The 25,742-nt window shown below is 64.6% G+C and carries 25 protein-coding genes; 10 read left to right on the forward strand and 15 right to left on the reverse strand.

All coding sequences use genetic code 11. From position 1 onward, the window contains the following. Positions 1-143: 143 nt before the first annotated feature. Positions 144-821, reverse strand: a complete 678-nt coding sequence (locus tag CUJ91_RS16910) for a transglycosylase SLT domain-containing protein (protein WP_114156540.1) — start codon at positions 819-821, stop codon at positions 144-146. Between the two features lie 330 nt (positions 822-1,151). Here CUJ91_RS16910 and CUJ91_RS16915 point away from each other — a divergent pair, with 330 nt between their 5' ends. Further along, positions 1,152-1,412 carry a DUF6723 family protein gene (locus CUJ91_RS16915; RefSeq protein ID WP_029970907.1) on the forward strand — a complete coding sequence of 87 codons (261 nt, stop codon included), beginning with the start codon at positions 1,152-1,154 and terminating at the stop codon, positions 1,410-1,412. 144 nt (positions 1,413-1,556) lie between these two features. Here the strand turns inward: CUJ91_RS16915 and glmS are convergent, their stop codons facing one another. The 5 genes from glmS to CUJ91_RS16940 form a co-directional block, all read right to left on the reverse strand. Then, positions 1,557-3,374 (reverse strand): glutamine--fructose-6-phosphate transaminase (isomerizing), encoded by a 1,818-nt coding sequence (glmS, locus tag CUJ91_RS16920; RefSeq protein WP_114156541.1) that lies wholly within the window; start codon positions 3,372-3,374, stop codon positions 1,557-1,559. 63 nt (positions 3,375-3,437) lie between these two features. Beyond that, positions 3,438-4,823, reverse strand: coding sequence for a bifunctional UDP-N-acetylglucosamine diphosphorylase/glucosamine-1-phosphate N-acetyltransferase GlmU (glmU, locus tag CUJ91_RS16925; protein ID WP_114156542.1), 1,386 nt, complete (start codon positions 4,821-4,823; stop codon positions 3,438-3,440). A 128-nt stretch (positions 4,824-4,951) separates the two neighbouring features. Beyond that, a complete protein-coding gene (ttcA, locus tag CUJ91_RS16930; protein ID WP_107709929.1) occupies positions 4,952-5,926 on the reverse strand; it encodes a tRNA 2-thiocytidine(32) synthetase TtcA in 975 nt (324 codons plus the stop codon). A 3-nt stretch (positions 5,927-5,929) separates the two neighbouring features. Beyond that, a complete protein-coding gene (locus CUJ91_RS16935) occupies positions 5,930-6,325 on the reverse strand; it encodes a dihydroneopterin aldolase (protein ID WP_006052574.1) in 396 nt (131 codons plus the stop codon). A 55-nt stretch (positions 6,326-6,380) separates the two neighbouring features. Continuing rightward, positions 6,381-7,199: an SDR family oxidoreductase gene (locus tag CUJ91_RS16940; protein ID WP_114156543.1), complete on the reverse strand. Its 819-nt coding sequence runs from the start codon at positions 7,197-7,199 to the stop codon at positions 6,381-6,383. Between the two features lie 13 nt (positions 7,200-7,212). Between CUJ91_RS16940 and CUJ91_RS16945 the strand changes: the two genes are divergently transcribed. Together CUJ91_RS16945 and CUJ91_RS16950 are read left to right on the forward strand one after the other, a co-directional pair. After that, positions 7,213-8,403: a class I SAM-dependent methyltransferase gene (locus CUJ91_RS16945; protein WP_053858848.1), complete on the forward strand. Its 1,191-nt coding sequence runs from the start codon at positions 7,213-7,215 to the stop codon at positions 8,401-8,403. Positions 8,404-8,419: 16 nt separating this feature from the next. Further along, positions 8,420-8,614 carry a DUF2905 domain-containing protein gene (locus tag CUJ91_RS16950; protein WP_006052570.1) on the forward strand — a complete coding sequence of 65 codons (195 nt, stop codon included), beginning with the start codon at positions 8,420-8,422 and terminating at the stop codon, positions 8,612-8,614. 60 nt (positions 8,615-8,674) lie between these two features. On the opposite strand, the gene CUJ91_RS16955 is transcribed toward CUJ91_RS16950, so the two are convergent. The 4 genes from CUJ91_RS16955 to CUJ91_RS16970 form a co-directional block, all read right to left on the reverse strand. Beyond that, positions 8,675-9,907, reverse strand: coding sequence for a multifunctional CCA addition/repair protein (locus CUJ91_RS16955; protein ID WP_114156544.1), 1,233 nt, complete (start codon positions 9,905-9,907; stop codon positions 8,675-8,677). After that, positions 9,904-10,557, reverse strand: coding sequence for a glutathione S-transferase family protein (locus tag CUJ91_RS16960; protein ID WP_114156545.1), 654 nt, complete (start codon positions 10,555-10,557; stop codon positions 9,904-9,906). The genes CUJ91_RS16955 and CUJ91_RS16960 overlap by 4 nt, the downstream gene beginning before the upstream one ends. Before the next feature lie 29 nt (positions 10,558-10,586). Continuing rightward, a complete protein-coding gene (locus tag CUJ91_RS16965) occupies positions 10,587-11,540 on the reverse strand; it encodes a complex I NDUFA9 subunit family protein (RefSeq protein ID WP_114156546.1) in 954 nt (317 codons plus the stop codon). 87 nt (positions 11,541-11,627) lie between these two features. Continuing rightward, positions 11,628-13,595 carry a lytic transglycosylase domain-containing protein gene (locus tag CUJ91_RS16970; RefSeq protein WP_053858851.1) on the reverse strand — a complete coding sequence of 656 codons (1,968 nt, stop codon included), beginning with the start codon at positions 13,593-13,595 and terminating at the stop codon, positions 11,628-11,630. A gap of 20 nt (positions 13,596-13,615) precedes the next feature. Between CUJ91_RS16970 and CUJ91_RS16975 the strand changes: the two genes are divergently transcribed. After that, positions 13,616-14,215 (forward strand): 5-formyltetrahydrofolate cyclo-ligase, encoded by a 600-nt coding sequence (locus CUJ91_RS16975; RefSeq protein WP_161966579.1) that lies wholly within the window; start codon positions 13,616-13,618, stop codon positions 14,213-14,215. A gap of 98 nt (positions 14,216-14,313) precedes the next feature. Here the strand turns inward: CUJ91_RS16975 and CUJ91_RS16980 are convergent, their stop codons facing one another. Then, complete coding sequence (locus CUJ91_RS16980; RefSeq protein WP_006052563.1) at positions 14,314-14,826, reverse strand: winged helix DNA-binding protein; 513 nt, start codon at positions 14,824-14,826, stop codon at positions 14,314-14,316. A 214-nt stretch (positions 14,827-15,040) separates the two neighbouring features. On the opposite strand from CUJ91_RS16980, the gene pxpB reads away from it, so the two are divergent. The 6 genes from pxpB to CUJ91_RS17010 all read left to right on the forward strand — a co-directional run bounded on the left by pxpB (position 15,041) and on the right by CUJ91_RS17010 (position 21,539). Then, a complete protein-coding gene (gene pxpB / locus CUJ91_RS16985; RefSeq protein WP_006052562.1) occupies positions 15,041-15,694 on the forward strand; it encodes a 5-oxoprolinase subunit PxpB in 654 nt (217 codons plus the stop codon). After that, on the forward strand, positions 15,691-16,743 hold the full coding sequence (locus CUJ91_RS16990; protein WP_006052561.1) for a 5-oxoprolinase subunit C family protein: 1,053 nt from the start codon (positions 15,691-15,693) through the stop codon (positions 16,741-16,743). The genes pxpB and CUJ91_RS16990 overlap by 4 nt, the downstream gene beginning before the upstream one ends. Positions 16,744-16,760: 17 nt before the next feature. Beyond that, complete coding sequence (gene pxpA / locus CUJ91_RS16995) at positions 16,761-17,513, forward strand: 5-oxoprolinase subunit PxpA (protein ID WP_006052560.1); 753 nt, start codon at positions 16,761-16,763, stop codon at positions 17,511-17,513. Positions 17,514-17,803: 290 nt separating this feature from the next. After that, a complete protein-coding gene (locus CUJ91_RS17000; protein WP_006052559.1) occupies positions 17,804-18,559 on the forward strand; it encodes a DUF969 domain-containing protein in 756 nt (251 codons plus the stop codon). Continuing rightward, positions 18,556-19,512: a DUF979 domain-containing protein gene (locus CUJ91_RS17005; protein WP_006052558.1), complete on the forward strand. Its 957-nt coding sequence runs from the start codon at positions 18,556-18,558 to the stop codon at positions 19,510-19,512. The genes CUJ91_RS17000 and CUJ91_RS17005 overlap by 4 nt, the downstream gene beginning before the upstream one ends. 215 nt (positions 19,513-19,727) lie before the next feature. Beyond that, positions 19,728-21,539, forward strand: a complete 1,812-nt coding sequence (locus tag CUJ91_RS17010; RefSeq protein ID WP_114156547.1) for a tetratricopeptide repeat protein — start codon at positions 19,728-19,730, stop codon at positions 21,537-21,539. 14 nt (positions 21,540-21,553) lie between these two features. Here CUJ91_RS17010 and CUJ91_RS17015 read toward each other — a convergent pair whose 3' ends face one another. Genes CUJ91_RS17015 through CUJ91_RS17030 form a run of 4 tightly spaced genes read right to left on the reverse strand, consistent with a single transcriptional unit; the run spans position 21,554 to position 25,666 of the window. Further along, positions 21,554-22,732, reverse strand: coding sequence for a TraB/GumN family protein (locus CUJ91_RS17015; protein WP_107709941.1), 1,179 nt, complete (start codon positions 22,730-22,732; stop codon positions 21,554-21,556). Then, complete coding sequence (locus CUJ91_RS17020; protein ID WP_053858856.1) at positions 22,725-23,744, reverse strand: peptide ABC transporter ATP-binding protein; 1,020 nt, start codon at positions 23,742-23,744, stop codon at positions 22,725-22,727. The genes CUJ91_RS17015 and CUJ91_RS17020 overlap by 8 nt, the downstream gene beginning before the upstream one ends. Next, the gene (locus CUJ91_RS17025; RefSeq protein ID WP_006052554.1) at positions 23,741-24,748 is read right to left on the reverse strand and encodes an ABC transporter ATP-binding protein; all 1,008 of its coding nucleotides are present in this window, start codon (positions 24,746-24,748) and stop codon (positions 23,741-23,743) included. Before CUJ91_RS17025 ends, CUJ91_RS17020 begins: the two co-directional genes overlap by 4 nt. Further along, entirely contained in the window at positions 24,749-25,666 is a 918-nt protein-coding gene (locus CUJ91_RS17030; protein WP_006052553.1) for an ABC transporter permease subunit, read from the reverse strand. Between the last annotated feature and the right edge of the window lie 76 nt (positions 25,667-25,742).

Here is a 25,742-nt window from a genome sequence, read left to right on the forward strand (position 1 = left end):
TCTGGTGGATGGGGGGATGGTGAAGATGGCAGCACTGAATGAGTGCCGCTGAGACTGCCGCTAGGGCCGCAGGCGCCACCAGGGCTACCTTGACGACGCTCCGCCCTGCACATCAGCGAAGAAACGCAAACAAGCGCCGCCGATTAATTCGCCACCGCGGCAAGCCCCGCCGACGCTACCGCCCCACTTGCACCGACATTAGCCGCCGCCGTATTAGCACCCGCCGCGTTAGCCGGAGCGACAGCGCCTCCATTACTCGCGTTGCCGGGCGCAGGCGAGCAACGGCCCGTCGCGTGAGCGTCGCACGCATCGGTCTTCGCGTTGAGATTTTTGATGGAATCTTGCGGCGTGGCCACGCCCGCAAAGTCGCCGGCGCGCAAGCTGACTTTCTGCGCGTACGCTTGCGAGCCGCCGTAGCTCTTGAGCGCGGCGTTCATGTCGCCGTTCGCCGAGCGCATGTAGCCGTACAGAATCGCGGAGCCGACCTCGATGTTCGCCGTCGGTTCGGTGAGATCCTTCACGTTCCTCAGAAGCCCGCGATGCGCGCTCGGCACCACCTGCATCAACCCGGTTGCGCCGTTGGCGCCCTTGGCCTTTTCCTTGAAGCGGGATTCGATCGAGATAATCGCGAGCAGCAGCGCCGGCGGCAACGAATATCTGGATGCCGCCGATTGAACCGCATCGGATATTTTCTCGGCCTTTTCCTTGGCGAGCCCGAATTTCTGCGTCAGATAGGCGGACACGCGGTCGCCGTTTTCCTCGGCCATCGCGGATTGCACGAGGCCAAGGGAAAGCAGAATCAGGCAGAGTAACCGGCTCATGGGAAAGGTCTGAGGAAAAGTCTGCGCATTATAACCTTGCCTAAAAAATTGGCATCTCTTGAATTGAATGCGGATGCAAAGCAAAGTGCGGACGCGCGAGCCGTGCATACGGAGCACGCGGCGTCGCCTCACTGCTTGCTCCGCGCCGTTTGTAGATGCAGACATTTGGTCCGTTAGTTGCAAGCCAGCGAATCAGTCGGGCCTATCGCAACGATCGGCGCATAAGCTAAACCGCCCCGTTCCCGCGGATTTGAGACAATGACGTTCGCGCCGTTGACGGCCATCCGTCCGCGGCAATCGCAGGCTTATCAAACCCGAGACGTCTTCTGTATGAGCAAGACCGCATTTATCCCGAGCGTCCCCGCCGCGTCAGAGGACGATTTCGACATATCGACGACGTCCAGGCTGGTGGGCTATCGACGCTTCTTCGGCGTGTTGAAGGTCGTCCGAACCACGGACGGCCGCGTGCTGTTCCCGTTCGACGGCGCACCCGAACTCGGGCCGTACCCGACGAAGCTCGAAGCGGTCGCCGCGGCACAGGTCTACGGCGAGCACATCGTCACGAGCGACCTCGCGCGGCCGGAGTTGTGAGACGCATAAGCGGCACGTGGGCACAGGTGCCGCGCGGTGCATGGCCGCGGTTGCATAAACGAAAGATGCAATAAAAAACGCCGGCTAGCCGGCGTTTTTTTGCTGGATGCGCTACTCAGACAGACCCGCAACGCTCCCCCACCCTCACTCCACGGTCACCGACTTCGCCAGATTCCGCGGCTTATCGACATCCGTGCCACGCGCGCAAGCCGTGTGATACGCGAGCAACTGCAGCGGCACCACATGCAGGATCGGCGAAAGCACACCATAGTGTTCAGGCATGCGAATCACATGCAGACCTTCGTCGTTGACGATCTTCGTGTCCGCGTCGGCGAACACGTAGAGCTGGCCGCCGCGCGCACGCACTTCCTGTATGTTCGACTTCAGCTTCTCCAGCAACGCGTCGTTCGGCGCGACGGTGACCACAGGCATCGCCTCGGTCACGAGCGCGAGCGGCCCGTGCTTCAACTCGCCAGCGGGATAAGCTTCCGCGTGAATGTAGGAGATCTCCTTCAGCTTAAGTGCGCCTTCGAGCGCGATCGGATAATGCATGCCGCGTCCGAGAAACAGTGCATGTTCCTTGCGCGAAAATTCCTCCGACCACGCGATGATTTGCGGCTCCAACGCCAGCACGCTATTGAGCGCAGCCGGCAGATGGCGCAGTTGCCTGAAGTATTCGGCCTCCTGCTCTGGGCTCACGCGCCCGCGCAGCTTCGCAAGCGTGACGGCCAGCACGAATAGCGCGACGAGCTGAGTAGTGAATGCCTTCGTCGACGCGACGCCGATTTCGCGGCCCGCATGCGTGAGGAACGCGAGCTCGGTCTGACGCACCATCGCGCTCGTGCCGACGTTGCACACCGCCAGCGTATGCCGATGCCCAAGCGTCTGCGCATGCTTGAGCGCCGCGAGCGTGTCCGCGGTTTCGCCCGACTGCGAAATCACCACGACGAGCGACTTCGGATTCGGCACCGACTCGCGATAGCGATACTCGCTGGCAATTTCGACTTGCGTCGGAATCTTCGCGATCGGCTCGAGCCAGTACTTCGCCGTGAGCCCCGAGTAGTAGCTCGTGCCGCACGCGAGGATCAGCAGATTATCGATGTCCGCGAACACCTTGCCGGCGCCCTCGCCGAACAGCGACGCATCGAACGAATCGGACGGCGGAATCGTGTCCGAGATCGCGCGCGGCTGCTCGAAAATCTCTTTCTGCATGAAGTGGCGATACGGGCCGAGCTCGACCGCGCCGCCGTACGCCGCGACCTGACGCACTTCGCGCAGCGCTTCGTTGCCCTCGCGATCCGCGATCCGCACGCCTTCGAGCGTCAACTCGCAGACGTCGCCTTCTTCCAGGAAAATGAAGCGCTCGGTGCTGCCCGCGAGCGCGAGCGCGTCGGACGCGAGGAAGTTCTCGCCGTCGCCAAGCCCGACCACGAGCGGCGAACCCTGGCGCGCGCCGACCACCGTATGCGGCTGGTCTTTATGCAGCACCGCGATCGCATAAGCGCCGTGCAGTTGCCCGACGGCCTCGCGCACCGTCGCGAACAGATCGCCGCGATACAGGCTGTGAATCAGATGCGCGATAACCTCTGTGTCGGTCTGCGAGACAAACGTGTAACCCTTGCCACGCAGCATCTCCCGCAGCGACTCGTAATTCTCGATGATGCCGTTGTGTACCAACGCCAGCGCATCTTTCGAGAAAATCGGATGAGCGTTGTCGGTCACGGGCGCGCCGTGCGTCGCCCAGCGCGTATGCGCAATACCGGTGATGCCGCCGAGTTGGCTCTCGCGCACCTGCTCGTCCAGATCGGCGACGCGCGCCACGCTGCGCGCGCGCGCCGGGCCGCTTTCGCCGAGCACCGCGACGCCGCACGAATCGTAGCCGCGATATTCGAGCCGCCGCAGTCCTTCGATCAGGACGGGGACGATATTACGTTGCGCTGCCGCGCCGACAATGCCGCACATGGTCTTGTTCCTATTCAGTGCTGGAATGTGCGAAGGCGCGAATCGCGGCGCCCACGCTCTTCGTCAATTCTTCTTTTTGGTCGGGCGTACATAGCCCGTCTTGCTGGTTTGCGTCTTGTCGTTCAGCACGAGCGCGTCCGCTTCGACGTCCTTCCAGACCGTCGTGCCCGCCGCGATTGTCGCGCCGCGCTTCACGCGCACCGGCGCAACGAGTTGCGTGTCGGAGCCGACGAACACGTCGTCTTCGATGATCGTGCGGAACTTGTTCGCGCCGTCGTAATTGCAGGTGATGGTGCCCGCACCAATATTCACGCGTGCGCCAATATCCGAGTCGCCGATATAGGTGAGGTGATTCGCCTTCGAGCCGTGGCCGAGCACCGCGTTCTTCACTTCGACGAAGTTGCCGACGTGCGATTCGTCCTTCAGCGACGCGCCAGGGCGCAGCCGCGCATACGGTCCGAGCACGACGTGCGCGCCGACTTCCGCGCCTTCGATATGCGTGAACGCATCGACCCGCGTGCCCGCGCCAATGCTCGCATTGCGGATCACGCAGTTCGGTCCGATCGTCACGTTATCGGCGAGCGTGACGCGGCCTTCGAACACGCAATTCACGTCGATGGACACATCGCGGCCGCATTCGAGTGTGCCGCGCACATCCACGCGCGCCGGGTCGGCCAGCGTCACGCCGGCCACGAGCAACGCATCGGCCGTATTGCGCTGGTGAATCCGCTCGAGTTCGGCAAGCTGCTGCTTGCTGTTCACGCCGAGCGTTTCCCACTCGTCCTGCGGCTGCGTGGTGACGACGTCGAGACCCGCTTCGATCGCGAGTTCCACGGCGTCGGTCAGATAGAACTCGCCTTGCGCGTTATCGTTCTTCAGCGCGGCGAGCCAGCCCGACAGCGGGCCGGTCGGCGCAACGACGATGCCGGTGTTGATCTCGTCGATGAGAAGCTGATCGGCGCTCGCATCTTTCTGTTCGACGATGCGCGACACATTGCCTTGCGGATCGCGCACGATGCGGCCGTAGCCGCTCGGGTCCGCGAGCTTCACGGTGAGCACGCCATAAGCGCCGCCACCTGTGCCCTCGCCTGCACGCTCGCCCGCGCGCTCGACAAGCGCCTGCAAGGTGCTGGCGCGCGTGAGCGGCACGTCGCCATACAGCACGAGCGTAGGCACCGAAGGATCGAGAAGCGGCAACGCCTGCTGCACCGCGTGGCCAGTGCCGAGCTGTTGCTCCTGCACGGCGAACTGGACGTCGGGCGCGGCGACCGCATCGCGAACCGCCTCGGCGCCGTGGCCGATTACCACGACGAGGCGCGTGGGCTTCAGCGTGCGGGCAGTGTCGATGACATGAGCGAGGAGCGGCCGGCCGGCCAGGGGATGGAGCACCTTGGGCAGCGCGGAACGCATGCGCTTACCGGTGCCTGCCGCCAAAATCACGATGTTCATGGCGTCGGCATATAGACTAGTTTGGAGCCGACGATTCTATCACGCACCCTCTCGCGAAAATGGCCGCGAAAGCGGCCACATTGCAAGCGAAAGTAAGCGAAGAAGCGCCTTTTATGCGGGACTTCCGGTCACAGATCGTCGAACTGGACAATGGAGATAGGCCGCGCCGCACCGAGCGGCGCACCGTCACTCGCATCGGTCGAACACGGTTCTTCGTCGAATGCGATGTCGCCTTGCGGGTCGGCCTCGCCGGTCGCGCGCAAATCCGCGAACGGAAACAGCTTGTGATCCATCAGATGCGACGGCACGACGTTCGTCAACGCATTGAACATGTTCTCGATGCGGCCCGGAAAGCGCTTCTCCCAATCGCGAATCAGCGCCTTCATTTCCGCGCGTTTCAGGTTCGGCTGACTGCCGCACAGATTGCACGGAATGATCGGGAATTCACGCAGCTCGGCGTACTTTTCCAGATCGGTTTCCTTCACGTAAGCGAGCGGACGGATCACGATGTTTTTGCCGTCGTCCGATTGCAGCTTGGGCGGCATGCCCTTCAGCTTGCCGCCGTAGAACATGTTGAGCAGCAGCGTTTGCAGAATGTCGTCGCGATGATGGCCGAGCGCGATCTTGGTCGCGCCGAGTTCGCCCGCCACGCGGTACAGAATGCCGCGCCGCAGCCGCGAGCACAGCGAGCACGTGGTCTTGCCCTCGGGCACCAGCCGCTTGACGATGCTGTAGGTATCCTGATTCTCGATATGAAACGGAATGTCCAGTTGCTTCAGATACTCGGGCAGCACGTGTTCCGGAAAGCCGGGCTGCTTCTGATCGAGGTTGACCGCGACGATGTCGAAGTTGATCGGCGCGCGCTCGCGCAGGCGCATCAGCACGTCGAGCATTGCGTAGCTGTCCTTGCCGCCCGACAGGCACACCATCACCTTGTCGCCGTTCTCGATCATGTTGAAGTCGCCGATCGCCTGGCCCACCTGGCGCGCGAGCCGCTTGAAGAGCTTGTTGTTCTCGTACGCCTCTTTCTGCTCGCGGCGCGTGAGCGGCGACTTTTCGCGAGCGGCGGGCGCGGCGGCGTCCATGATTTCGGGAGCGTTCATGGCTCAGTCCTCTTTGATTCGGAATACTTCGACGCCCACCGCGTCGCAGTCGGGATACACATCGGGCTTTTCGGTGGACACGCGCGCGGCCCGCACTTGCGGATGCTCGAGCATGGTCTTCACCAGATCGTCGCACAGCGTTTCCTGCAGATGAATATGACCTTGCTCGACGCGGCGCGAAATGGTGGATCGCATGAAGTCGTAGTCGACGACTTCGGCGAGCTTGTCTTCGACCGGCGTGGACAGCGCGAGCGGCACGAACAGTTCGACGTTGATCACCACGCGCTGTTCGCCGCGCTTTTCGAAGTCGTGCACGCCGATGTTGATGTGCACTTCGTAATTGCGCAGAAAGAGCCGGCGGCAATCGGCAAGCCGGGGATGCGAAAGAGCGGCAAACATGTTCGTTCCAGTCGAAAAAAGCGTGCGTGGCACGCAAGGGGGCGCAAGCGGTGCTTCAGGCGCCCGTCAAAAACATCACGTCGCGCGGCAGCGGCACGAGGTGCTGCCCGCCGTCGACAACCAGCGTCGTTCCAGTGACGCCGCTTGCATCCGCGAGATACAGCGCGGCGGCGACGACATCTTCGGGCCGCGACGCGCGACCCAACGGCGTAACCGTGTGAGCCGCCGCGAAACTTTCCGGCGTCTGATCGGCGGATTGCATCGTGAGGCCCGGCGCAAGCCCGACCACCCGCACCTTCGGCGCCAACGCCTGCGCAAGCGCAACCGTGGCGGTCTGCAACGCCGCCTTCGACAGCGTATAGGACAGGTAGTCCGGGTTCATGTTGTACAGCTTCTGATCCAGCACGTTGATGACCACGCTGCGCTGCGTTTCGTCCGTCAGCGCGGCTTGCGGCGTCGCGTCGTGCAGCATGCGCGCGAGCACGAGCGGCGCGCCGAGGTTCATCGCGGTCAGCTTCAGCAGCAGTTCATAGCCGACGTCGAGCGCGGTGTCTTCCTCGAAGCGCGAGGCGTTGTTCACGATGCACGCCGGCCGGCCGAGCGCGGCGATACAGGCCGGCAACAGGCCCGTGACTTGCGCCTCATCGCCCAGTTCGGCGTGCAAGGCCACCGCCCGGCGGCCCATGCCGACGATTTCCGCGACCACCTCTTCGGCTTCGTGCCGCGAGGCGCCGTAGTGGACCGCCACGTCCCAGCCGCGCGCGGCAAAGCCAAGCGCGAGCGCGCGTCCGATGCGGCGCGCGGCGCCGGTAATCAGCACGACGCGCGGCGTTTCAGGCGCGCGGGCGCCGGCAGTGTCCGTGGAAGCGGTCATTTACAATGCGGGGATGAATCCGAAAGCTCACCAACCCGATAGTTTACCTGCTCCCGGCTCAAGCGCGCTCGCGCAGTCAGAAGCGCTCGTCGCCCGGATTCGCGCGGAACTCGACGATGCCGGCGGCTGGCTGCCGTTCGACCGCTACATGGAGCGCGCGCTGTACGCGCCCGGACTCGGCTATTACAGCGGCGGCGCCCGCAAATTCGGGCTGCGCGGCGACGACGGCAGCGACTTCGTCACGGCGCCCGAACTGTCGCCGCTCTTCGCGGCCACGCTTGCGCGGCCCATCGCCGAAGCGTTGCAGGCAAGCGGCACGCGCGACGTAATGGAGTTCGGCGCGGGCACCGGCAAACTCGCGGCCGGCCTGCTCAACGCACTGGCTGCACTCGGCGCCGAGTTCGACAGCTATTCGATCGTCGATCTATCCGGCGAATTGCGCGAGCGTCAGCGCGAAACCATCGCAGCCGCCGCGCCCGCGCTCGCCGCCAAAGTGCGCTGGCTCGACGCGTTGCCCGAGCGCTTCGAAGGCGTGGTGATCGGCAACGAGGTGCTGGACGCGATGCCGGTGCGGCTTTTCGCTTCCGTCGACGGCGCGTGGCGCGAACGCGGCGTCGTCTGGCGCGACGGCCGGTTCGCATTTGAAGACCGTGAAATGTCCGCGTCGGCGGATACGGCGCTGCTCTCGGAAATCGACACCGGCGGCGGCGATTACGTGGCGGAGACGCACGACGCCGCTCGTGCCTTCACGCGGACCATCTGCACGATGCTCGCGCGCGGCGCGGCGTTTTTCATCGACTATGGCTTCCCGCGTCACGAGTACTACCATGCGCAGCGCGCGCAAGGCACGCTGATGTGCCACTACCGGCATCGCGCGCACGGCGATCCGTTTGTTTATCCGGGCTTGCAGGACATTACCGCGCACGTGGAATTTACCGGCATTGCCGAAGCGGGCGTCGAGACCGGCGCGGACCTGCTGGGCTTCACATCGCAAGCCCGCTTTCTGCTGAACGCGGGCATTACGGATGCGCTTTCCGAAATCGATCCCGCCGACACCGCACGCTTTCTGCCCGCGGCGAATGCGGTGCAGAAGCTGTTGTCGGAGGCCGAGATGGGTGAGCTCTTCAAGGTGATCGCGTTCTCGCGCGGACTCGAAGACACGCTGCAGGCGTTTGCAAGCGGCGACCGGTCGCATACGTTGTGACGCCGGGATACACGTCATGATCCGCTGGCTGCTGACCACGTTCGTCGCTCTTGCGGTGCTGTCGGCCTGCTGGCCGTGGCTTCGCAAGCTCGGCATTGGACGCATGCCCGGTGACGTGACCGTGCGTCTTTTCGGACGCGAATATCATTTCCCGTTCATGTCCACGCTGTTGCTGTCGATGCTGCTGTCGTTTATCGCGCGGCTTTTGTAGCCGCGGTTTCTCGAACGCGGTTTGCGCTGACAGGCAACGGCGGCCCGCGCATCGAGCATTTCACTCCAGCGCCGCGGCCACCGCCCGCACACGCGCCTGATGCACCGCGTCCTTGATGCCGGCCGGCGCATCGGCGAGTTGCTTCGCGACCGCACCCGCATCCACGCCGCGCGCCGCGACGAGCGCGACTCTCAAGCGCTCGGCCTGCGGATAGTCGCGCGCCTCGAAACCGAGCCGCCCGCGCGCGTCGGCTTCGCAAGCCTGCAAGGCTTCAGCGAAACGCGACGGCTTGCGAATCGCGTCGCTGCGCTCGAGCAGGCGCACGAGCGCAGCCGCGCCCATTTCCATCACGCGATGAATGTTGCCGTGCTCGCGCGCCACCAGCAATGCGAGATCGCGGCATTCGTTCGGCACGCGCAAGCGCTCGCACAGCGGCTTGAGCAGATCCACGCTGCGCCCTTCGTGGCCGAGATGCCGCGGCAGGATGTCTTCAGGCGTAGCGGCTTTACCGAGGTCGTGCGTGAGCGCGGCGAACCTCACGGGCAGCGCGTAGCCTTGCTGCGCGGCGTGATCGAGCACCATCATGACGTGTACGCCCGTGTCGACCTCGGGGTGATAGTCGGCGCGCTGCGGCACGCCGAATAGCGCATCGATTTCCGGCAGAATGCGCGCCAACGCGCCGCACTCGCGCAGCACGTCGAACATGCGCGACGGCTTCTTTTCCATCAGGCCACGCGACACCTCCTGCCACACGCGTTCGGCGACGAGCGCATCCACTTCGCCGTCGGCGACCATCTTGCGCATCAGCGCGAGCGTCTCGGGCGCGACGCTGAAATCGGCGAAACGCGCGGCAAAGCGCGCGATTCGCAGGATGCGCACCGGGTCTTCGAGAAACGCGTCGCTGACGTGGCGAAAAAGTTTCGCCTCGAGATCGCGCTGACCGCCGAACGGATCGATGACCGGCCCGGTCAGCTCGCCATCGGGGCGCACTTCACGCGCCATCGCGTTGATGGTGAGATCGCGGCGTGCCAGGTCTTCCTCGAGCGTCACGTCGGGCGCATAGAAAAACTGGAAGCCGTGATAGCCGGCCGCGGTCTTGCGCTCGGTTCGCGCGAGCGCGTACTCCTCATGCGTCTGCGGATGCAGGAACACAGGAAAATCCTTGCCCACCGGACGGTAACCCTGCGCGATCATCTGCTCGGGCGTCGCGCCGACCACCACGTAATCGCGGTCCTGCACCGGCACGCCCAGCAATTCGTCGCGAATCGCGCCGCCTACTGCATAGATATTCATGGGCATTCGTCTAGATACGCGATGGTGTGCGTCTCGCTCAACGCGTCGTCGATCCAGGCTTTCACTGCGGGCTGCGCGCTCAGCCGGCGAACATACGCCAGCGACGTCTCCGACAACGGCGGCTGCCACGTCCTGAAGCGCATGGCCACCGGCGCATACATCGCGTCGGCAATGCTGAACTCGCCGAACAGGAACGGACCGCCATAGGTATCGAGGCAGTCACGCCAGATCGCCTCGATACGCGCGATGTCGGCCAGCACGCCCGGCGTCGCGTTCTTGCCGGCAAACGACGCGCGAATGTTCATCCACATATTCGAGCGCAGTTCGCCGAAGCCCGAATGCATCTCCGCGCTAACGCTGCGAGCATGCGCGCGCGCCGCCGCATCGCGCGGCCACAGCGCGTGCCGAGGAAAGCGCTCGGCGAGCGTTTCGGCGATGGCGAGCGAGTCCCACACGGCAAGACCCGCGTCGTCGATCAGACAGGGGATCTTGCCCGGACCGTTAGGCGCCTGCGCGAGCACCGCAGCATTGGTGCCGGGCTGATTCAGATGGATCAGCACTTCGTCGAATGCGATGCCGAAATGCCTGAACAGCAGCCACGGCCGCATCGACCATGACGAATAGTTCTTGTCACCAATAAGCAGCTTCATGCGGGTTCGTATGAGAAGTAGAGAAAAAGTCAGCGGCCCGCGCTCGCGCGGAACGTGTCGAAACGCGAACGTGCCGACGCGCCGGTCAGATACACCGGCGCGATCGTTTCGATGCTGGCCGGCTCGAGGCCGAGCTCGGGCGCGAGCGGGCGGCTTAGCACGTTGTCCTGTTTCATCGAATCGAGATTGTCGCGCGTGATGACCGGTTCGCCCGGCGCCATTTCGAACGTCATGGCCTGCACGCGCGCGAGCGCATCGGGCAGACGGATGATGCTGGCATGCCGGCCGATCACGTCGCCGCAATATCTGACGAGTTCTTCGAGCGTATAGACGCTCGGGCCGCCGAGTTCATAGGTCTTGCCGTTGGCCGCATCGAGGTCGAGCACGTTGACGATCGCCTTGGCGACGTCGCCGACATAGACCGGCTGGAACTTCGCGTCCGGCATGGCGAGCGGAATCACCGGAAAGATGCGCTGCAAGAACGCGAACTTGTTGAGGAACTGGTCTTCCGCGCCGAACACGACGGAAGGCCGGAACACCGTCCACGCGAGATTCGCCGCGTGCACCGCTTTCTCGCCGTCGCCCTTCGAGCGCGCGTACATGCTCGGGCCGTTCGAATCGGCGCCGAGCGCGCTCAAATGAATCAGCCGATGCACGCCCTTGCCTTCGCAAGCCGCCGCGATCTTGGTGGGCAATTCGACGTGCGCGCGCGCGAACTCGGGACCATACGGCGTGCGGCGTTTGCCATGCAGCGTGCCGACGAGATTGATCACGCAGTCTGCGCCTTCGACAAAACGCGCGAGTTGGACCGGATCGAACACATCGGTTTCGATCACGTCGATGGGCAGCAGCGTGAGATGGCGCGCGTTGTAACGCCGCCGTGTGGCGATGCGCACGTCCTTGCCCATTTCAACGAGGGCGTTGACGAGATGGCTTCCGATAAACCCGGAACCGCCGATGATCGCAATGGCTTTATGTCGCATTTTCGACTCCCTGGTGGAAGCCGCGGCAACGGCTGGCGTGGCGCACCGCCGCCTCGCAATTGCAGCGAGGCAGCGGCGGCACGGCGCTTACGGTGCGATGTAACCCAGACGCGCCTTCAGCGATTGCGGACGGCCTTCGAACAATGCCGCGTAGTAGACCGTGTTGGACAACACATTCTTGACGTAGTCGCGCGTTTCCTGGAACGGAATCGCCTCGGCGAAGATCGCGCCTTCAACCGGGTGCTGCAACGTCTGCCGCCAGTTGCGCGGACGGCCCGGACCGGCGTTGTAACCCGCGGTGGCCAGCACGGCCGAACCGTCGAACTGATTGTAGATCATCGACAGGTAGTTGGTGCCGAGCAGAATGTTTGTATTGATGTCGTTCATCTGCTCGCGAGAAATCGGGCCGAGGCCGATCTTCTTCGCGACCAGTTGCGCGGTGGCGGGCATCAACTGCATCAGGCCGCTCGCGCCGACTTCGGAGCGCGCGTTCATGATGAAGCGCGATTCCTGGCGGATCAGCCCGTAGGCCCATTCCACGTCCAGCCCGTTCGACTGCGCATCGCGCTCGACAATGTCGCGGAACGGCGACAGATAGCGCAGCGAGAAGTCGTGTTCGGTTTTCGTGCGATCCGCCGTGTTCACCGCGCGGTCGTACAACTGGATACGGCGCGCGTATTCGGCGGCGGCCAGCAACTGACGGTCGCTCATGTTGCGCAGCGGCCAGTTCCATTCGCGATTGCCTTCGAGCCGCAGATTCAGCGCGTAGAAGCGCTGCGCGAGATCGAAGCCTGGCGTATTGCCGGCCTGCTGGATTTCGGAATCGGTGACCGTGGTTTTTGGCGGCACCGCGATCTTCTGGCCGAGTTCCTCCGCGGCGAGTTGGCCGTAGAAGTTAAAGCCCTGCGAGATCGACTCGAATTCCTGGTTAGCCGTGGTCGTGTCGCCCGCCTGCTTGAGCGCGCGGCCATGCCAGTAAGTCCACGAAGGCTGGTTGCGCAGCGCGGCCGGCATCTGTTCGATCGACCAGCGCACCATGTTCCAGTCTCCGGCGAGCAACGCGGTGCGCGTGCGCCATTCGTAGGCGGGATTCGAGAGCGGCGCGTTGGCCGACAGCCGATACCAGTCCGCGGCGCTCGGCATCTGCTTGGCCGCCGCCTGATACGCAATCGTGCCCCAGCCGATGGCCCGCTCCGGCGAATTCAGCGAAGGCGCCACCGACGCAAACGTAGCCGCGGCCATGGCCGGATCGTTGCGCGCCATGCGCGTGATCGCGAGCAATGCGAGTTGATGCGATTGCGGATCGGCGCCGACGCCGCGCGCGAGCAGCAGCGGCGGCGTGCTGGTGGCCTGGCCGAACAGCACGGGATCGGGCGCCTGGCTGCCGAGCGCGTCGACGAGCTTGCTGCCGGTATTCGTGTAGTTCTGTTCGTAGGCGAGACGGATCTGCTGCCAGACGTCGTCGGTGCTGAACTGCTTGTTGACGCCGAGGATCGTGATCAGATCGACGCAGCCGTCGCCGTACCATTTCGGATCGACGAGCAGCGCGCGCGCCGCGTCCGCGACATTCTCGCCGCGCGACGCACGCGATTCGAGCGCGTAGCACTTCACCTGCGTGTCGTCGTTCAGCACGAAGCGCGCGTATTGCTGGTCGAAGTTGCGCCAGTCGTGGCGCGAGCCGAGCACCGTGAGGTAGTCGTTGCGCATGCGGTCGGCAATGGCCTGGCCGTCGTACTTCTGCAGGAACGCGAGCACCGGCGCGTCGGGTGCGTCGACGCGCGCGTGGCCGCCCGAATCGAAGAGCTGCGGCTTGATCTGGAAGTACTCCAGATACGAAGGCGCCGGATAGCCCGGAATCATGCTCGCGAGCTGCGCCGCGCGCGCCGCGTCGTTATTGCGGGCAGCCTCGCGCAACTGGACGAAAATCTGGTCGTCGTTGGTGAGCTGCGAAATGGGAAGAGGCTTGACGGCTGACGCGGTGCTGCATGCGACGAGAGCGGCTGCGGCAAGCGCCATACCGGCCGCGCGATATACTCGATAAAGACTTTTTGACATCGTTGTTTCTGGAGCGCGAATTGAACCCAAGCATAGCATGCAACCCTTCGGCGGAATCGAAAAAGACACTGCGCCGGACGCTATTGGAAACAAGGCTGCAAGCGGCTTCCGAGCCGGCGAACAATGCCGCGCTCGCGCGCCGCGTGCTCGACGCGCTGAAGCATTTCGACGTGCGAAGCGTTGGGTTTTACTGGCCGCTCGCCGGCGAATTCGATGCGCGCGCAGCGATCTCGATCTGGCTCGCGGGCGGCTCGGCGCGCGAGGCCAGTCTGCCGATCATCAGGGAACGCGGCGTGCCGCTCGAGTTTCACGCATGGTCGCCGGATACGCCGATGAAGATCGGCCATCACAAGATCGCTGAACCCGCGACCGAACGACTGGTGATTCCCGAGCTATTGCTCGTGCCCTGCGTGGGTTTCGATGCGGACGGCTACCGGCTCGGTTACGGCGGCGGCTATTACGACCGCACGCTCGCCGGCTGGCCCGGCGCGACGAAGCCGATCACGGTGGGCGTCGGATACGAGGCGTGCCGAACGGTGGCGCTCGAGCGCGAGGCTCACGACATTCCGCTCGATATGATCGTCACCGAAAGCGGACTGCACGCGCGGGCCGCGGGTTAGGCGTTAGGCACAGCGAGAAATGGCTCGAGGCGCAGACAACAGCACGCACCCGTTCGAGCTTCGCTTACCTTCAACGACGACGCGCCGCCGCCTCGTCTTTATAACGACGCCGCCGCGCGCGCGGCCGTGTCGTACATGCCGGACGCATTGCGCATCAACTGCGCCGCCTCGCCGATCTGTTCGTTGGTGAGGCCGCTTTCCTTCAGCGTCGAAATCAGGCAGCTCTCGCGCACTTCACGGTACTTCAGGCAGAGCGCGCGGCCCGCGTCGGTCGCGGAAAAAAACACTTCCTTGCCGGTCTTTTCGCTTTTTACATACCCTCTAGCTACGAGCTTCTTCAGCGCGTAGGTCGCAACGTGCGTGTCCTCGATGTTCAGCACGAAGCAGATGTCGGCCAGCTTCTTGCGTCGCTCGCGATGACTCACGTGATGCAGCAGCGAGACCTCGATGGCCGTCATGTCCTTTTCCCCGGCCGCCGACATGCAGCGCACCATCCATCGGTTGAATGCGTTGCCGGCCATGATGAGCGCGTACTCGAGCTCGGACAGCTCCGCGCTCGTGTCGGACACGAGATGTTCCGACGAGACGATCTTGGTGGGATGCCGCGACATGTGTGTTTCTCGGGAATCGGTGTGAAGAAGGGTCAAGAGTTGTCGGGAGTGTACGACGCCGAGCGCGCGGCGGCGAGCCTGGCGAAAACTCTTATTGATAAATTGTTGATATTTTATTGACAATGTACGCTCCAGACATCGCGCAACGGTGCTGCCGCGTTTTTCCCGACGGTGCGCAATGCAGAACTCTTCGACTTCTCCGGGTCTTCAAGCCATGAGCCAACCCAAAATCTTTCCGCTCGGCGACGCCGCGCTGGTCTGCGAGGCGCCCCCGCCCGCGACGCTCGACTGCCAGCGTCGCGTGTGGGCGGCGGCCGAACTCGCGCGCGACTGGCCGCATGTGCTGGAAGTCGTGCCGGGCATGAACAACCTGACGTTGGTGTTCGATCCGCTGGAAGCCGATCGCGAGGCGCTCGCGGAGCGCTTGCAGCAAGCTTGGGACGCAGCCGGCCAGGCGCCGGCTGCGGGCCGCGACGTCGACATTCCGGTTCAGTACGGCGGCGAGTTCGGCCCCGACCTGGCCGCCGTGGCGAACCACACCGGCCTGAGCACGCGCGAAGTGATCGAGCGGCATTCGGGCGGTCAATACGTGGTGTTTTTCCTCGGCTTCCAGCCGGGCTTCGCCTACATGGGCGGCCTCGAAGCGGCGCTGCATACGCCGCGCCGCGCGTCGCCGCGGCTCGAGGTGCCAGCGGGTTCGGTCGGCATCGGCGGAGAGCAGACGGGCATTTATCCGGCGACGTCGCCTGGCGGCTGGCAGTTGATCGGCCGCACCGAACTGCCGCTTTTCGATCCCGCGCGCCGCCCGCCCACGCTGTTGCAGCCGGGCGACCGGGTGCGCTTCACCATCGCGGGGATACACGCATGATCGACGTGATTCGCGCAGGTCTTTTGACCACCATTCAGGACCTCGGCCGTCACGGCTACCGGCATCTCGGCGTCGCGATGGGCGGGGCGCTCGACCGCTTGTCGCTGGAAGTCGGCAACCGGCTGGTCGGCAACCGGCCCGACGCGGCCGGCCTCGAAATCACCTTCGGCCCGACCGTGCTGCGTTTTCTTCGCGCGACGCGCGTCGCCATCACCGGGACGGAATTCGGCGCGACGCTCGACGGCAAGCCGGTCTACTCGTGGTGGAGTCTGCCGGTCAAAGCCGGGCAGGAACTCGTGCTGAACGCGGCGAAGCGCGGCATGCGCGGCTACGTGTGCATCGCGGGCGGCATCGACGTCTTGCCGATGCTCGGTTCGCGCAGCACGGACCTCACCGGCCGCTTCGGCGGCCTCGGCGGCCGGGCGCTGCGCGACGGCGACCGCGTGCCGCTCGGCGCGCCGCCGCAGCGCGGCCAGGTCGGCTTCTCGCCGGAAGCGCCGGAATTCGGCGTGAAGGCGCCCGCGTGGTGCAAGTTCGTGCTCGTCGACGAACCGCTGCGGCGCGGCCGTCATCCGACGGGCGTGCCGTGGGCCGTGCCGATTCGCGTGCTGCGCGGCCCCGAGTACGACAGCTTCGCCGACGAAGCGCACGAGTCGTTCTGGTCCGACGAGTGGCTCGTCACGCCGAACAGCAACCGCATGGGCTACCGGCTCGCCGGCAGCGAGCTAAAGCGCAAAGAGAAGGCCGATCTGCTGTCGCACGCGGTGCTGCCCGGCACGATCCAGGTGCCGCCGAACGGCCAGCCGATCGTGCTGATGAGCGACGCGCAGACGACCGGCGGCTATCCGAAGATCGGCGCGGTGATCCAGGCCGACTTGTGGAAGCTCGCGCAGGTGCGCCTGAACGCGGCGGTGCGCTTCATTCCGACCACACCCGACGAGGCGCGCCAGGCTCTACTCGACGAGCGCACGTATTTGCGGCAGATCGACGCCGCTATCGCAATGCATGAAGAACGCTGTGCGCGGCAGATGGCCGTCGCGGCGCTGTAACCAGGCAGGGGAACACCATGGAAATCGATCTGAACGCCGATCTCGGCGAAGGCTGCGGCTCCGACGAGGCGCTGCTCGACCTCGTCAGCTCCGCGAATATCGCATGCGGCTGGCACGCGGGCGGCGCGAACGCGATGCGCGACTGCGTGCGCTGGGCGGTGCAAAAAGGCGTGTCGATCGGCGCGCATCCGAGCTTCAACGATCCGGAAAATTTCGGCCGCAAGGAGATGGACTTGCCGGCGAGCGAGATCTACGCGGGCGTGCTGTATCAGCTCGGCGCGCTGTCGGCGATCGCGCAGGCCGAGGGCGGGCGCATCGCGCACGTCAAGCCGCACGGCGCGCTGTATAACCAGGCCGCGCGCGATCCGAAGATCGCGGACGCGATCGTCTCGGCCGTGCATGACTTCGATCCGTCGGTCGCGGTGTTCGCGCTCGCTAACAGCGGGCTCGTGACGGCCGCGCGCAACGCGGGGCTGACCGCCATCGAAGAAGTCTTCGCCGATCGCGGCTATCGCGCCGACGGCTCGCTGGTGCCGCGCAAGGAGCCGGGCGCGCTGCTCGACGACGAAGACGAAGTGCTCGAACGCACGCTCGCGATGGTGCGCGAACAGCGGGTGCGCGCCGTCGACGGCCAATGGGTGCCGCTCAACGCGCAAACCATTTGCCTGCACGGCGACGGTCCGCATGCGCTCGCGTTTGCGCGGCGCATTCGCACTGCGCTCGAGCAGGCCGGCATCGAAGTGCACGCGGCCGGCGCGGCAAGCGTCTGAAGCCGGCGCGAACGCTTTTTTATGACGCATTGAAGACTTTCTCCAACGCCCCGCTTTAAGCGGGGCGTTCGCCAGATACGGGACGATTCGATGAATCGTTGCCCGTATCGGCGGCGGATTCTCGCAGCAGATGAAGTTGCAAATGAAGTTGCAAGCGCAGTTGCAGTTGAAGTCGCAGTACGCAGCAACGCGGCCGCCAAGAGCCGCGCAAAACACGGCGCGGGGTCGCCCGCGCCGGCTCATGTTAGCCGCCACAAGCGGCAAGGTTGAAAACCTGTTTGGAGATCCAGATGCAGACAACAGTCAGTTTATGGCCGCTGATCGGCGTGGCCGTCATCATCGTTGGCTTTTTATTGCGGTTCAATCCGATGCTGATCGTGGCGGTCGCCGCGATCATCACCGGCCTGGCCGCGCACTTCCCGCCAGAGAAAATCCTCGCCGAAATCGGCACGGGATTCATCAAGACGCGCAACATTCCGTTGATCATTCTGCTGCCGCTCGCGGTGATCGGGCTGCTCGAACGGCACGGCCTGCGCGAGCGCGCGCAGACGTGGATCAGCGGCATCAAGGCCGCCACGGCCGGGCGTCTTCTGATCGTCTATCTGCTCGTGCGCGAGCTCACCGCGGCGGTCGGCCTGACGGGTCTCGGCGGACATCCGCAGATGGTGCGTCCGCTCATCGCGCCGATGGCCGAAGGCGCGACCGAAACGCGCTTCGGCAAGATCAGCGACGCGGTGCGCTTCAAGCTGCGCGCGTTCTCGGCGGCAACGGACAACGTCGGCCTGTTCTTCGGCGAGGACATTTTCGTCGCGTTCGGCGCGATCGTGCTGATGACCACGTTCCTCAAAGAAGCCGGCATCATCGTCGAGCCGATTCATGTTGCGGTGTGGGGCATTCCGACCGCGATCTGCGCGTTCCTCATTCACGGCTTCCGCCTGTATCTGCTCGACCGCAAGCTCGACCGCGAATTGCGTGGCAACGCGAATGCGGGCAACACCGCAGCGCCGGCTCAACGTGCTCAACCGGCTGCAGGAGACAAAGCATGACGCTCACGATTACCTATCTGTTCTGGCTGCTGGGCGTGGTGCTGCTGATCATCGGCGGCATGATCGTTACCGACAAGGAACACCCGCGCCGCCTCACGGCCGGCGGTTTCTGGATTCTCTACGCGCTGATCTTTCTGATCGGCGACAAGCTGCCGCCCGCCGTGGTCGGCGTCGCGGTGATCGCGATGGCGCTGATTGCCGGCTTTGGCGGCGTCACCGCCGGCAAAGCGCGCGTGCTGTCGCTCGAAGCGCGCAAGGCAAGCGCCGCGCGTCTTCGCAACAAGCTGTTCGTGCCCGCGCTGACGATTCCGGTGATCACCGTGATCGTCACGTTGTCGGCGAGCCACCTCGTGTTCGGCGGGCTGCCGCTGATCGAAAAGGCCAACGTCACGTTGATCGGCTTCGGCATCGGCTGCGTGATCGCGCTCGCCATTGCCTGCGTGCTGACGCGCGACACGGTCGGCCAGTCGATGAAGGAAGCGCGCCGCCTCGTCGACGCGCTCTCGTGGGCCGCGGTGCTGCCGCAAATGCTCGGCATGCTCGGCCTCGTGTTCTCCGATGCGGGTGTCGGCAAGGCCGTCGCGCACGTGACGACTGCGTACATCAGCCTCGATTACCGCTTCATCGCGGTGGCCGTGTACTGCATCGGCATGGCACTCTTCACGATGGTCATGGGCAACGGCTTCGCCGCGTTCCCGGTGATGACGGGCGGCGTAGGCGTGCCGATTCTGGTCGGCGTGTTCCACGGCAATCCGGCCGTGATGGTGGCGATCGGCATGTTCTCGGGCTACTGCGGCACGCTGATGACGCCGATGGCCGCGAACTTCAACATGGTGCCGGCCGCGCTGCTCGAACTGCCGGACAAGAACGCGGTGATCAAAGTGCAGATTCCGACTGCGCTGACCCTGCTGGTCGTGAACATCTTCCTGCTCAATTTCCTGATGTTCATGTAGAAGATTGCAGCAGGAATGCAGCCGGTTCCGATGTGCCACGCGAGGTTTCGGTGGCACATCGGCGAAGCACCTAAAAAGAGGAAAAGCCTGCAACGGAAATGGGATGCGTCCGAACGTCGGCGCCATCAGCGCGCCCCTAAGATGCTGGACGATCTCCTATCCACACGCGCGGGCGCGTAGAGCGCGCGCCGCCGTGGCTTTTCCCGCAGGTGTTCATGGAACCTCAATCCAAGCGCCCCGGCGGGCGCACCGCGTCGCTATCGTCTTCACCGGCGTCGGGCGTCGACTCGCTCGTGAATGCCGCGCTCGACGCGCATCAGGCCGGCCGGCTCGACACGGCCGATTCGATCTACCGCGAAGTCCTCGCAATCGATCCAGCGAATGCCCGCGCCTTGCATTACTTCGGCGTACTGCACTATCAGCGCGGACAGCACGCGGACGCCGCCACGCTGATGAGCCACGCGCTCAAGCACGATCGTCACGACGCCGCCTGCTGGAGCAACCGCGGTCTTGCCGCCGCCGCGCTCGGCTATCTTGACGAAGCCACCATCTGCTACGACCAGGCGCTGCAACTCCAGCCCGATTTCGCCGACGCGCGCAATAACTTCGGCGTCGCGTTGCAGGCGCAAGGCGCGTTGAGCGAAGCGGTCGAGCAATACCGGCTGGCAATCGCATCGAACCCTGCGTTTGTCGACGCGCATCTGAACCTCGGCACGGCGCTCGGCAAGCTCGGCAATTTCACGGAAGCACTCGCGTGTTATCGCGACGCCTTGCAGCTCGATCCGAACTCGGCGGAAGCGCACTTCAACGCGGGCAATGCGCATAACGCGCTCGGCGAGCACGAGGCGGCGGTTGCCAGTTTCGAACGCGCGCTCGCGCTGCGGCCGGATTACGCCGAAGCGCACATCAATCTGGGCAGCGCGATCGGCAAGCGCGGCGACTATGCGGGCGCGGAGTCGCACTATCGGCGCGCGGTTGCGCTGAACCCGAATCCGACCAACCTCGTGTGCCTGGGCGGCTCGCTCGGCGCACAAGGACGGCTCGACGAAGAAGAGACGTTCTATCGCGACGCGCTCGCGCGCGAACCGGACTACGCCGACGCGCATCAGAACCTGGCGTGGCTGCTGCTCAAGCGCGGCGACTACAAAGAAGGCTGGGCTGAGTTCGCGCTGCGCTGGCGCAAGAGCGATTACGACGCGCTGGCATTGCCGGGCGTGGCGGAATGGCGCGGCGAACCACTGGAGGGACGGCGTTTGCTGATCGTCGGCGAACAGGGTTTTGGCGATCACTTCCAGTTCCTGCGCTACGCGCGCGTGCTGCACGAACGCGGCGCGACCGTGGACGTGTGCGTGCGCGAGCCGTTGCTGCGGCTCGTTCAACGCGTGCCGGGCGTGCATCGCGCGTTCGCCGGCAAGCCGGATGCCGACTACGATTTCTGGGTGCCCATGATCAGCGTGCCGTCGTGCGTCGGCACCGAGCTTTCCAGCATCCCGGCGCAAATACCGTATCTATTCGCCGACAACGCGAAGGTGGACGCCTGGCGCAAGAAACTGCAGACAAGCGGCAAGACGAAGCGCAAGGTCGGCCTCGTGTGGGCGGGCAGTCCCGTGTTCGGCAACGACCGCTACCGGTCGATGGCGCTTGCCGACTTGCATGCGCTGGCCAACGTCGCGAAGCTGAGCTGGTATCCGCTGCAAAAAGGTCCCGCGCATGTTCAACTGGCCGACGCTCCAGACGCATTCCGCGCGCACGATTTCAGCGGCGAACTGAATGACTTCGAAGACACCGCCGCGCTCATCATGAACCTGGATCTGGTGATCGCCGTCGATACCGGCGTCGCGCATCTGGCCGGCGCGCTCGGCAAGCCGGTGTGGCTGCTGCTGCCGGCCAATTCGGATTGGCGCTGGCTCGAAGCGCGCAGCGACTCGCCGTGGTATCCGCGCATGCGACTCTTCAGGCAGCAGGTCTTGGGCGATTGGGCGGGCGTGGTGAGAGAAGTGGTCAGCGCATTAAAGACGGGTAGATAACGGCGCGGCTGTTCTTATCCTGCCTCGACCGCGAAGCCATGCTGCCGCAGCAATTGCAGCACGCCTTTGCGTCCGCCAAGATGCAACGCGCCGATCGCCACGAATACAGGCTTGTTGGGCGCGGCGATCAGCAGCATCCGCGAGACGAAGCGCCGGTTGCGCGCGTAGACGATTCTTTCGTCGATCGAATTCGACACGCGTTTGTCGCGCGCGAGCTTTTCCGTTTTCGCGGCCTCCCACGCGGCGATTGCATCCGCATCGCCGACGCGCCACAGGCGGTGCAACGTGCGCACGTCCTCGACGTTTTGCGCGGGTGTTTGCACCAGATCCTGCGCGAGCATCTCGCGTTGTTGCGCGAGCGTGAGTCCGGTGAACGCGCGCATCTGCTGCGGCAAGGTTTCAAGCCCAACAATCTTGCCGCGCGTGCGCAGATAAACGTTTTGCAGTTGCGCCTCGGTGCCGTATTCGGTCTGCAAACCGGCGCTGAGCGAGTCGTAGGTTTCCACCAGGAGCGACGCGAGCCACGGCCGCATCTTCTTGATCTCATCGAGCGCCGCGGGATTGCCGCGCAGACGAAACGCGAGCTTGCGCCACAGCGGCTCGGGCAAGAGACCCGGCAGACAGTCGCGGCGGCATACGCCGTATTTCGACACGTCGTCTTGCGAAACCAGCAACTCGTCGGGCGAGAGTTCGAGCGCGAGCGTCGGCGAGGCCGCCAGTGCGCCCATGATCGGCGGACGAAACGGCTGAGCCGCGGGGTAATCGGCGGGATCGCCGACATGCAGCGTGCCGAGCACGTAGACCGTGGTCGTGCCGCGCGTCGCGACGTAGAACGGCATGCGCGCCGGTTGCAAACGTACCGGACCGCTCGTGCTCGTGCCGGGCGTCGCGGGCGGCGGATTGAAGCCCGGCAGCGCGGCGCGTGGCGGCGTCGGCGAATGCGGAGCCGGCGAATGCGGCAGCGGCACCGTGGGGCGCGCAGCCTTGGCGTTGGCGTCGGCGGAAACCGTTGGGGTATTGGCCGCGGCGCCCGCGGCATACGCCATGCGGGACAGGCCCACGCCGAGACAGAAAACGCCGACGAGCGCGGCACCGGTTAGTGCACGCGCCCGCAAGCGTCGCGTGAAGGCAGCGCGGCGGCCGCCATCACGCGAGCGGCGCGCAAGACGACGCGCCGCCAGCGCATCAGGCATCCACGTCCCCCACCTCCTCGGCGCGGTGACACGACACCAGACGGCCATCCACTTCACGCAGCTTCGGCTCCTCGCTGCGGCAGCGGTCGATCACATACGGGCAGCGTAGATGGAACGTGCAACCCGACGGCGGATTCAGCGGCGAAGGCATTTCGCCTTGCAGCTTGATCTTGATCGTGCGATCCGCCTCGAAGATCGACGGCGTGGCCGACATCAACGCCCGCGTGTACGGATGCCGCGGCTTCGAGAAAATGCGCTTCTTGTCGCCGAGTTCCGCGATGCCGCCGAAGTACATCACCATCACATCGTCAGCGATATGCTCGACCACTGACAGATTGTGCGAGATGAACACGTAGCTGGTCTTGAACTGCTGCTGCAGATCCATGAACAGATTCAGAATCTGAGCCTGGATCGACACGTCAAGAGCCGACACCGGTTCATCGGCGACCACGATTTGCGGATCGAGAATCATCGCGCGCGCAATCGCCACACGCTGACGCTGACCGCCCGAGAACATATGCGGATAACGCTTCGCGTGTTCGGGGCGCAGGCCGACGGTGCGCATCATTTGCGCGATGCGTTCGGCGCGTTCCGTCGCGCTCAGTTGCGTGTTGATGGCGAGCGGTTCACCGAGCGTCTGCTCGACGGTCTTGCGCGGATTCAGCGACGCAAACGGATTCTGGAACACCATCTGCACGCGCCGCCGCAGCGCGGCGATTTTCGCGTGATCGGCGCCGGCCACATCTTCGCCGTCGATCAGCAAGCGGCCCGCGCTAGGCGATTCGATCATGGTGAGCTGGCGCGCAAGCGTCGACTTGCCGCAGCCGGATTCGCCGACCACGGCGAGCGTCTTGCCGCGCTCGAGCGCAAACGACACGCCGTTGAGCGCCTTCACCGTGCCCGTCGCGAACATGCCGCGCTTGACCGTGTAGTAACGCGCGAGCTTGTCGGCGACGAGCACGTGATCGCCCGCATGGTCCGACTGGCGCCGCGTTTCGGGTACTGCATTCATCGTGCGCCTCCATGTGTGTGAACGTTCGCGTCGCCGACCAGATTCAGCGGCTTGATGCAGCGCACGCGCGCCACTGCCGCGTGACCTTGCATGGCCTCCAGCGGTGGTCGCGCCTTGTTGCAGTCGTCCACCATGTACTTGCAGCGCGGCGCGAAGAGACATCCTTTCGGACGATCGTCGCGGCCCGGCACCATGCCCGGCAAAGCAGCGAGCCGCACTGCGCCCACGTTGTGCTCGGGAATCGCGGCCAGCAATGCTTCCGTATACGGATGATGAGGCGCGGCGAAAATGTCCGGCACCTTGTTGGTTTCGATCACTTCGCCAGCGTACATGACCGCGACGCGCTGCGCGACCTCGGACACCACCGCGAGATCGTGCGAGATCAGCACGAGCGCCATGCCGCGCTCCTTCTGCAGGCGCATCAGCAGTTCCATGATCTGCGCCTGGATCGTGACGTCGAGCGCGGTGGTCGGCTCGTCGGCGATCAGCAGCTTCGGGTTGCAGGCAATCGCCATCGCGATCATCACGCGCTGGTTCATGCCGCCCGACATCTGATGCGGAAACGACGTGATGCGATTCTTCGCGTCCGGAATGCCGACCTGATCGAGCAGTTCGAGCGCGCGTTTGTCGAGCGCGCTGCCGCGCAGGCCTTCGTGCAGCTTCAGCACTTCCTTGATCTGGTAGCCGACCGTGTAGCTCGGGTTGAGACTCGTGAGCGCGTCCTGGAACACCATCGCGATGTCCTTGCCGATGATCTTGCGGCGTTCCTTCGCCGATGCCTTCAGCAGATCGCGTCCGTTGAACGTGATCTCGTCCGCGGTGACTTTGCCCGGCGCGTCGATCAGGCCCATCAGCGCCATCATCGTGACGCTCTTGCCCGAACCCGATTCGCCGACGACCCCCAGCACTTCGCCCGGCGCGACGTCGAGATTGATACGGTCGACAGCGGGCAAGCCGTTGAAGTTCACCGCCAGATTGCGGATGGTCAGTAGGTTATTGCTCATTTATGCCATCCGTTTTAGTTTCGGATCGAGTGCGTCGCGCAGCCCGTCGCCGAGCAGATTGATCGCGAGCACCGAGATCAGGATGGACAAACCAGGCATCGTGACGATCCACCATGCACTGTCGATGTAATCGCGCGCCGAGGCCAGCATCGCGCCCCACTCCGCCGATGGCGGTTGCACGCCGAGCCCGAGAAAACCGAGCGCGGCCGCATCGAGAATCGCCGACGAAAAACCGAGCGTGGCCTGCACGATCAGCGGCGCGGTGCAGTTCGGCAGCACTTGCGAAAACATCAGGCGCAAGGTGCCGGCGCCCGCCACACGCGAGGCCGTCACGTATTCCTTCTGCAACTCGCCTTGCGCCGACGCGCGCGTCAAACGCACATAGCCCGGCAACGCGACGATCGCAATTGCGAGCATCGTATTGACGAGACCCGGACCGATGATCGCGACGACCGCCACCGCGAGCAGCAGCGACGGCAGCGCGAGCAGCACGTCCATGATGCGCATGATCGGCGTGTCGGCCCACTTGTCGAAGAACGCCGCGATGAGGCCGAGCACGATGCCCGGAATCAATGCAAGCACGACCGACACGAAGCCGATCCAGAACGACAGCCGCGCGCCGTACATGAGACGCGAGAGGATGTCGCGGCCGGCTTCGTCGGTGCCGAGAACGAAGCGCCAGTTGCCGCCTTCGAGCCACGCGGGCGGAATCTTCACGAAGTCGCGGTACTGTTCGATCGGGCTATGCGGTGCGAGAAGCGGCGCGAAAATCGCCACGACGATCAGCAGCAACACGATGATGCCGGCGCCAACCGCGCCGCGATTACGCGAGAAATTCGCCCAGAATTCGCGGGCGGCGATAGCGCGGCCGCTGGGCGGAGTTACTGCTGTGGGAACTGTGTTTTGGATGTCTGCCATCGTCATGCCTCCCGCGGAGCCGCCTCAAGGGAGGCATGCGCCCCCTCGGGGGGCAGCGAACGAATGTGAGCGTGGG

It is taken from the genome of Paraburkholderia graminis (assembly GCF_003330785.1).
Lineage (GTDB): Bacteria > Pseudomonadota > Gammaproteobacteria > Burkholderiales > Burkholderiaceae > Paraburkholderia > Paraburkholderia graminis.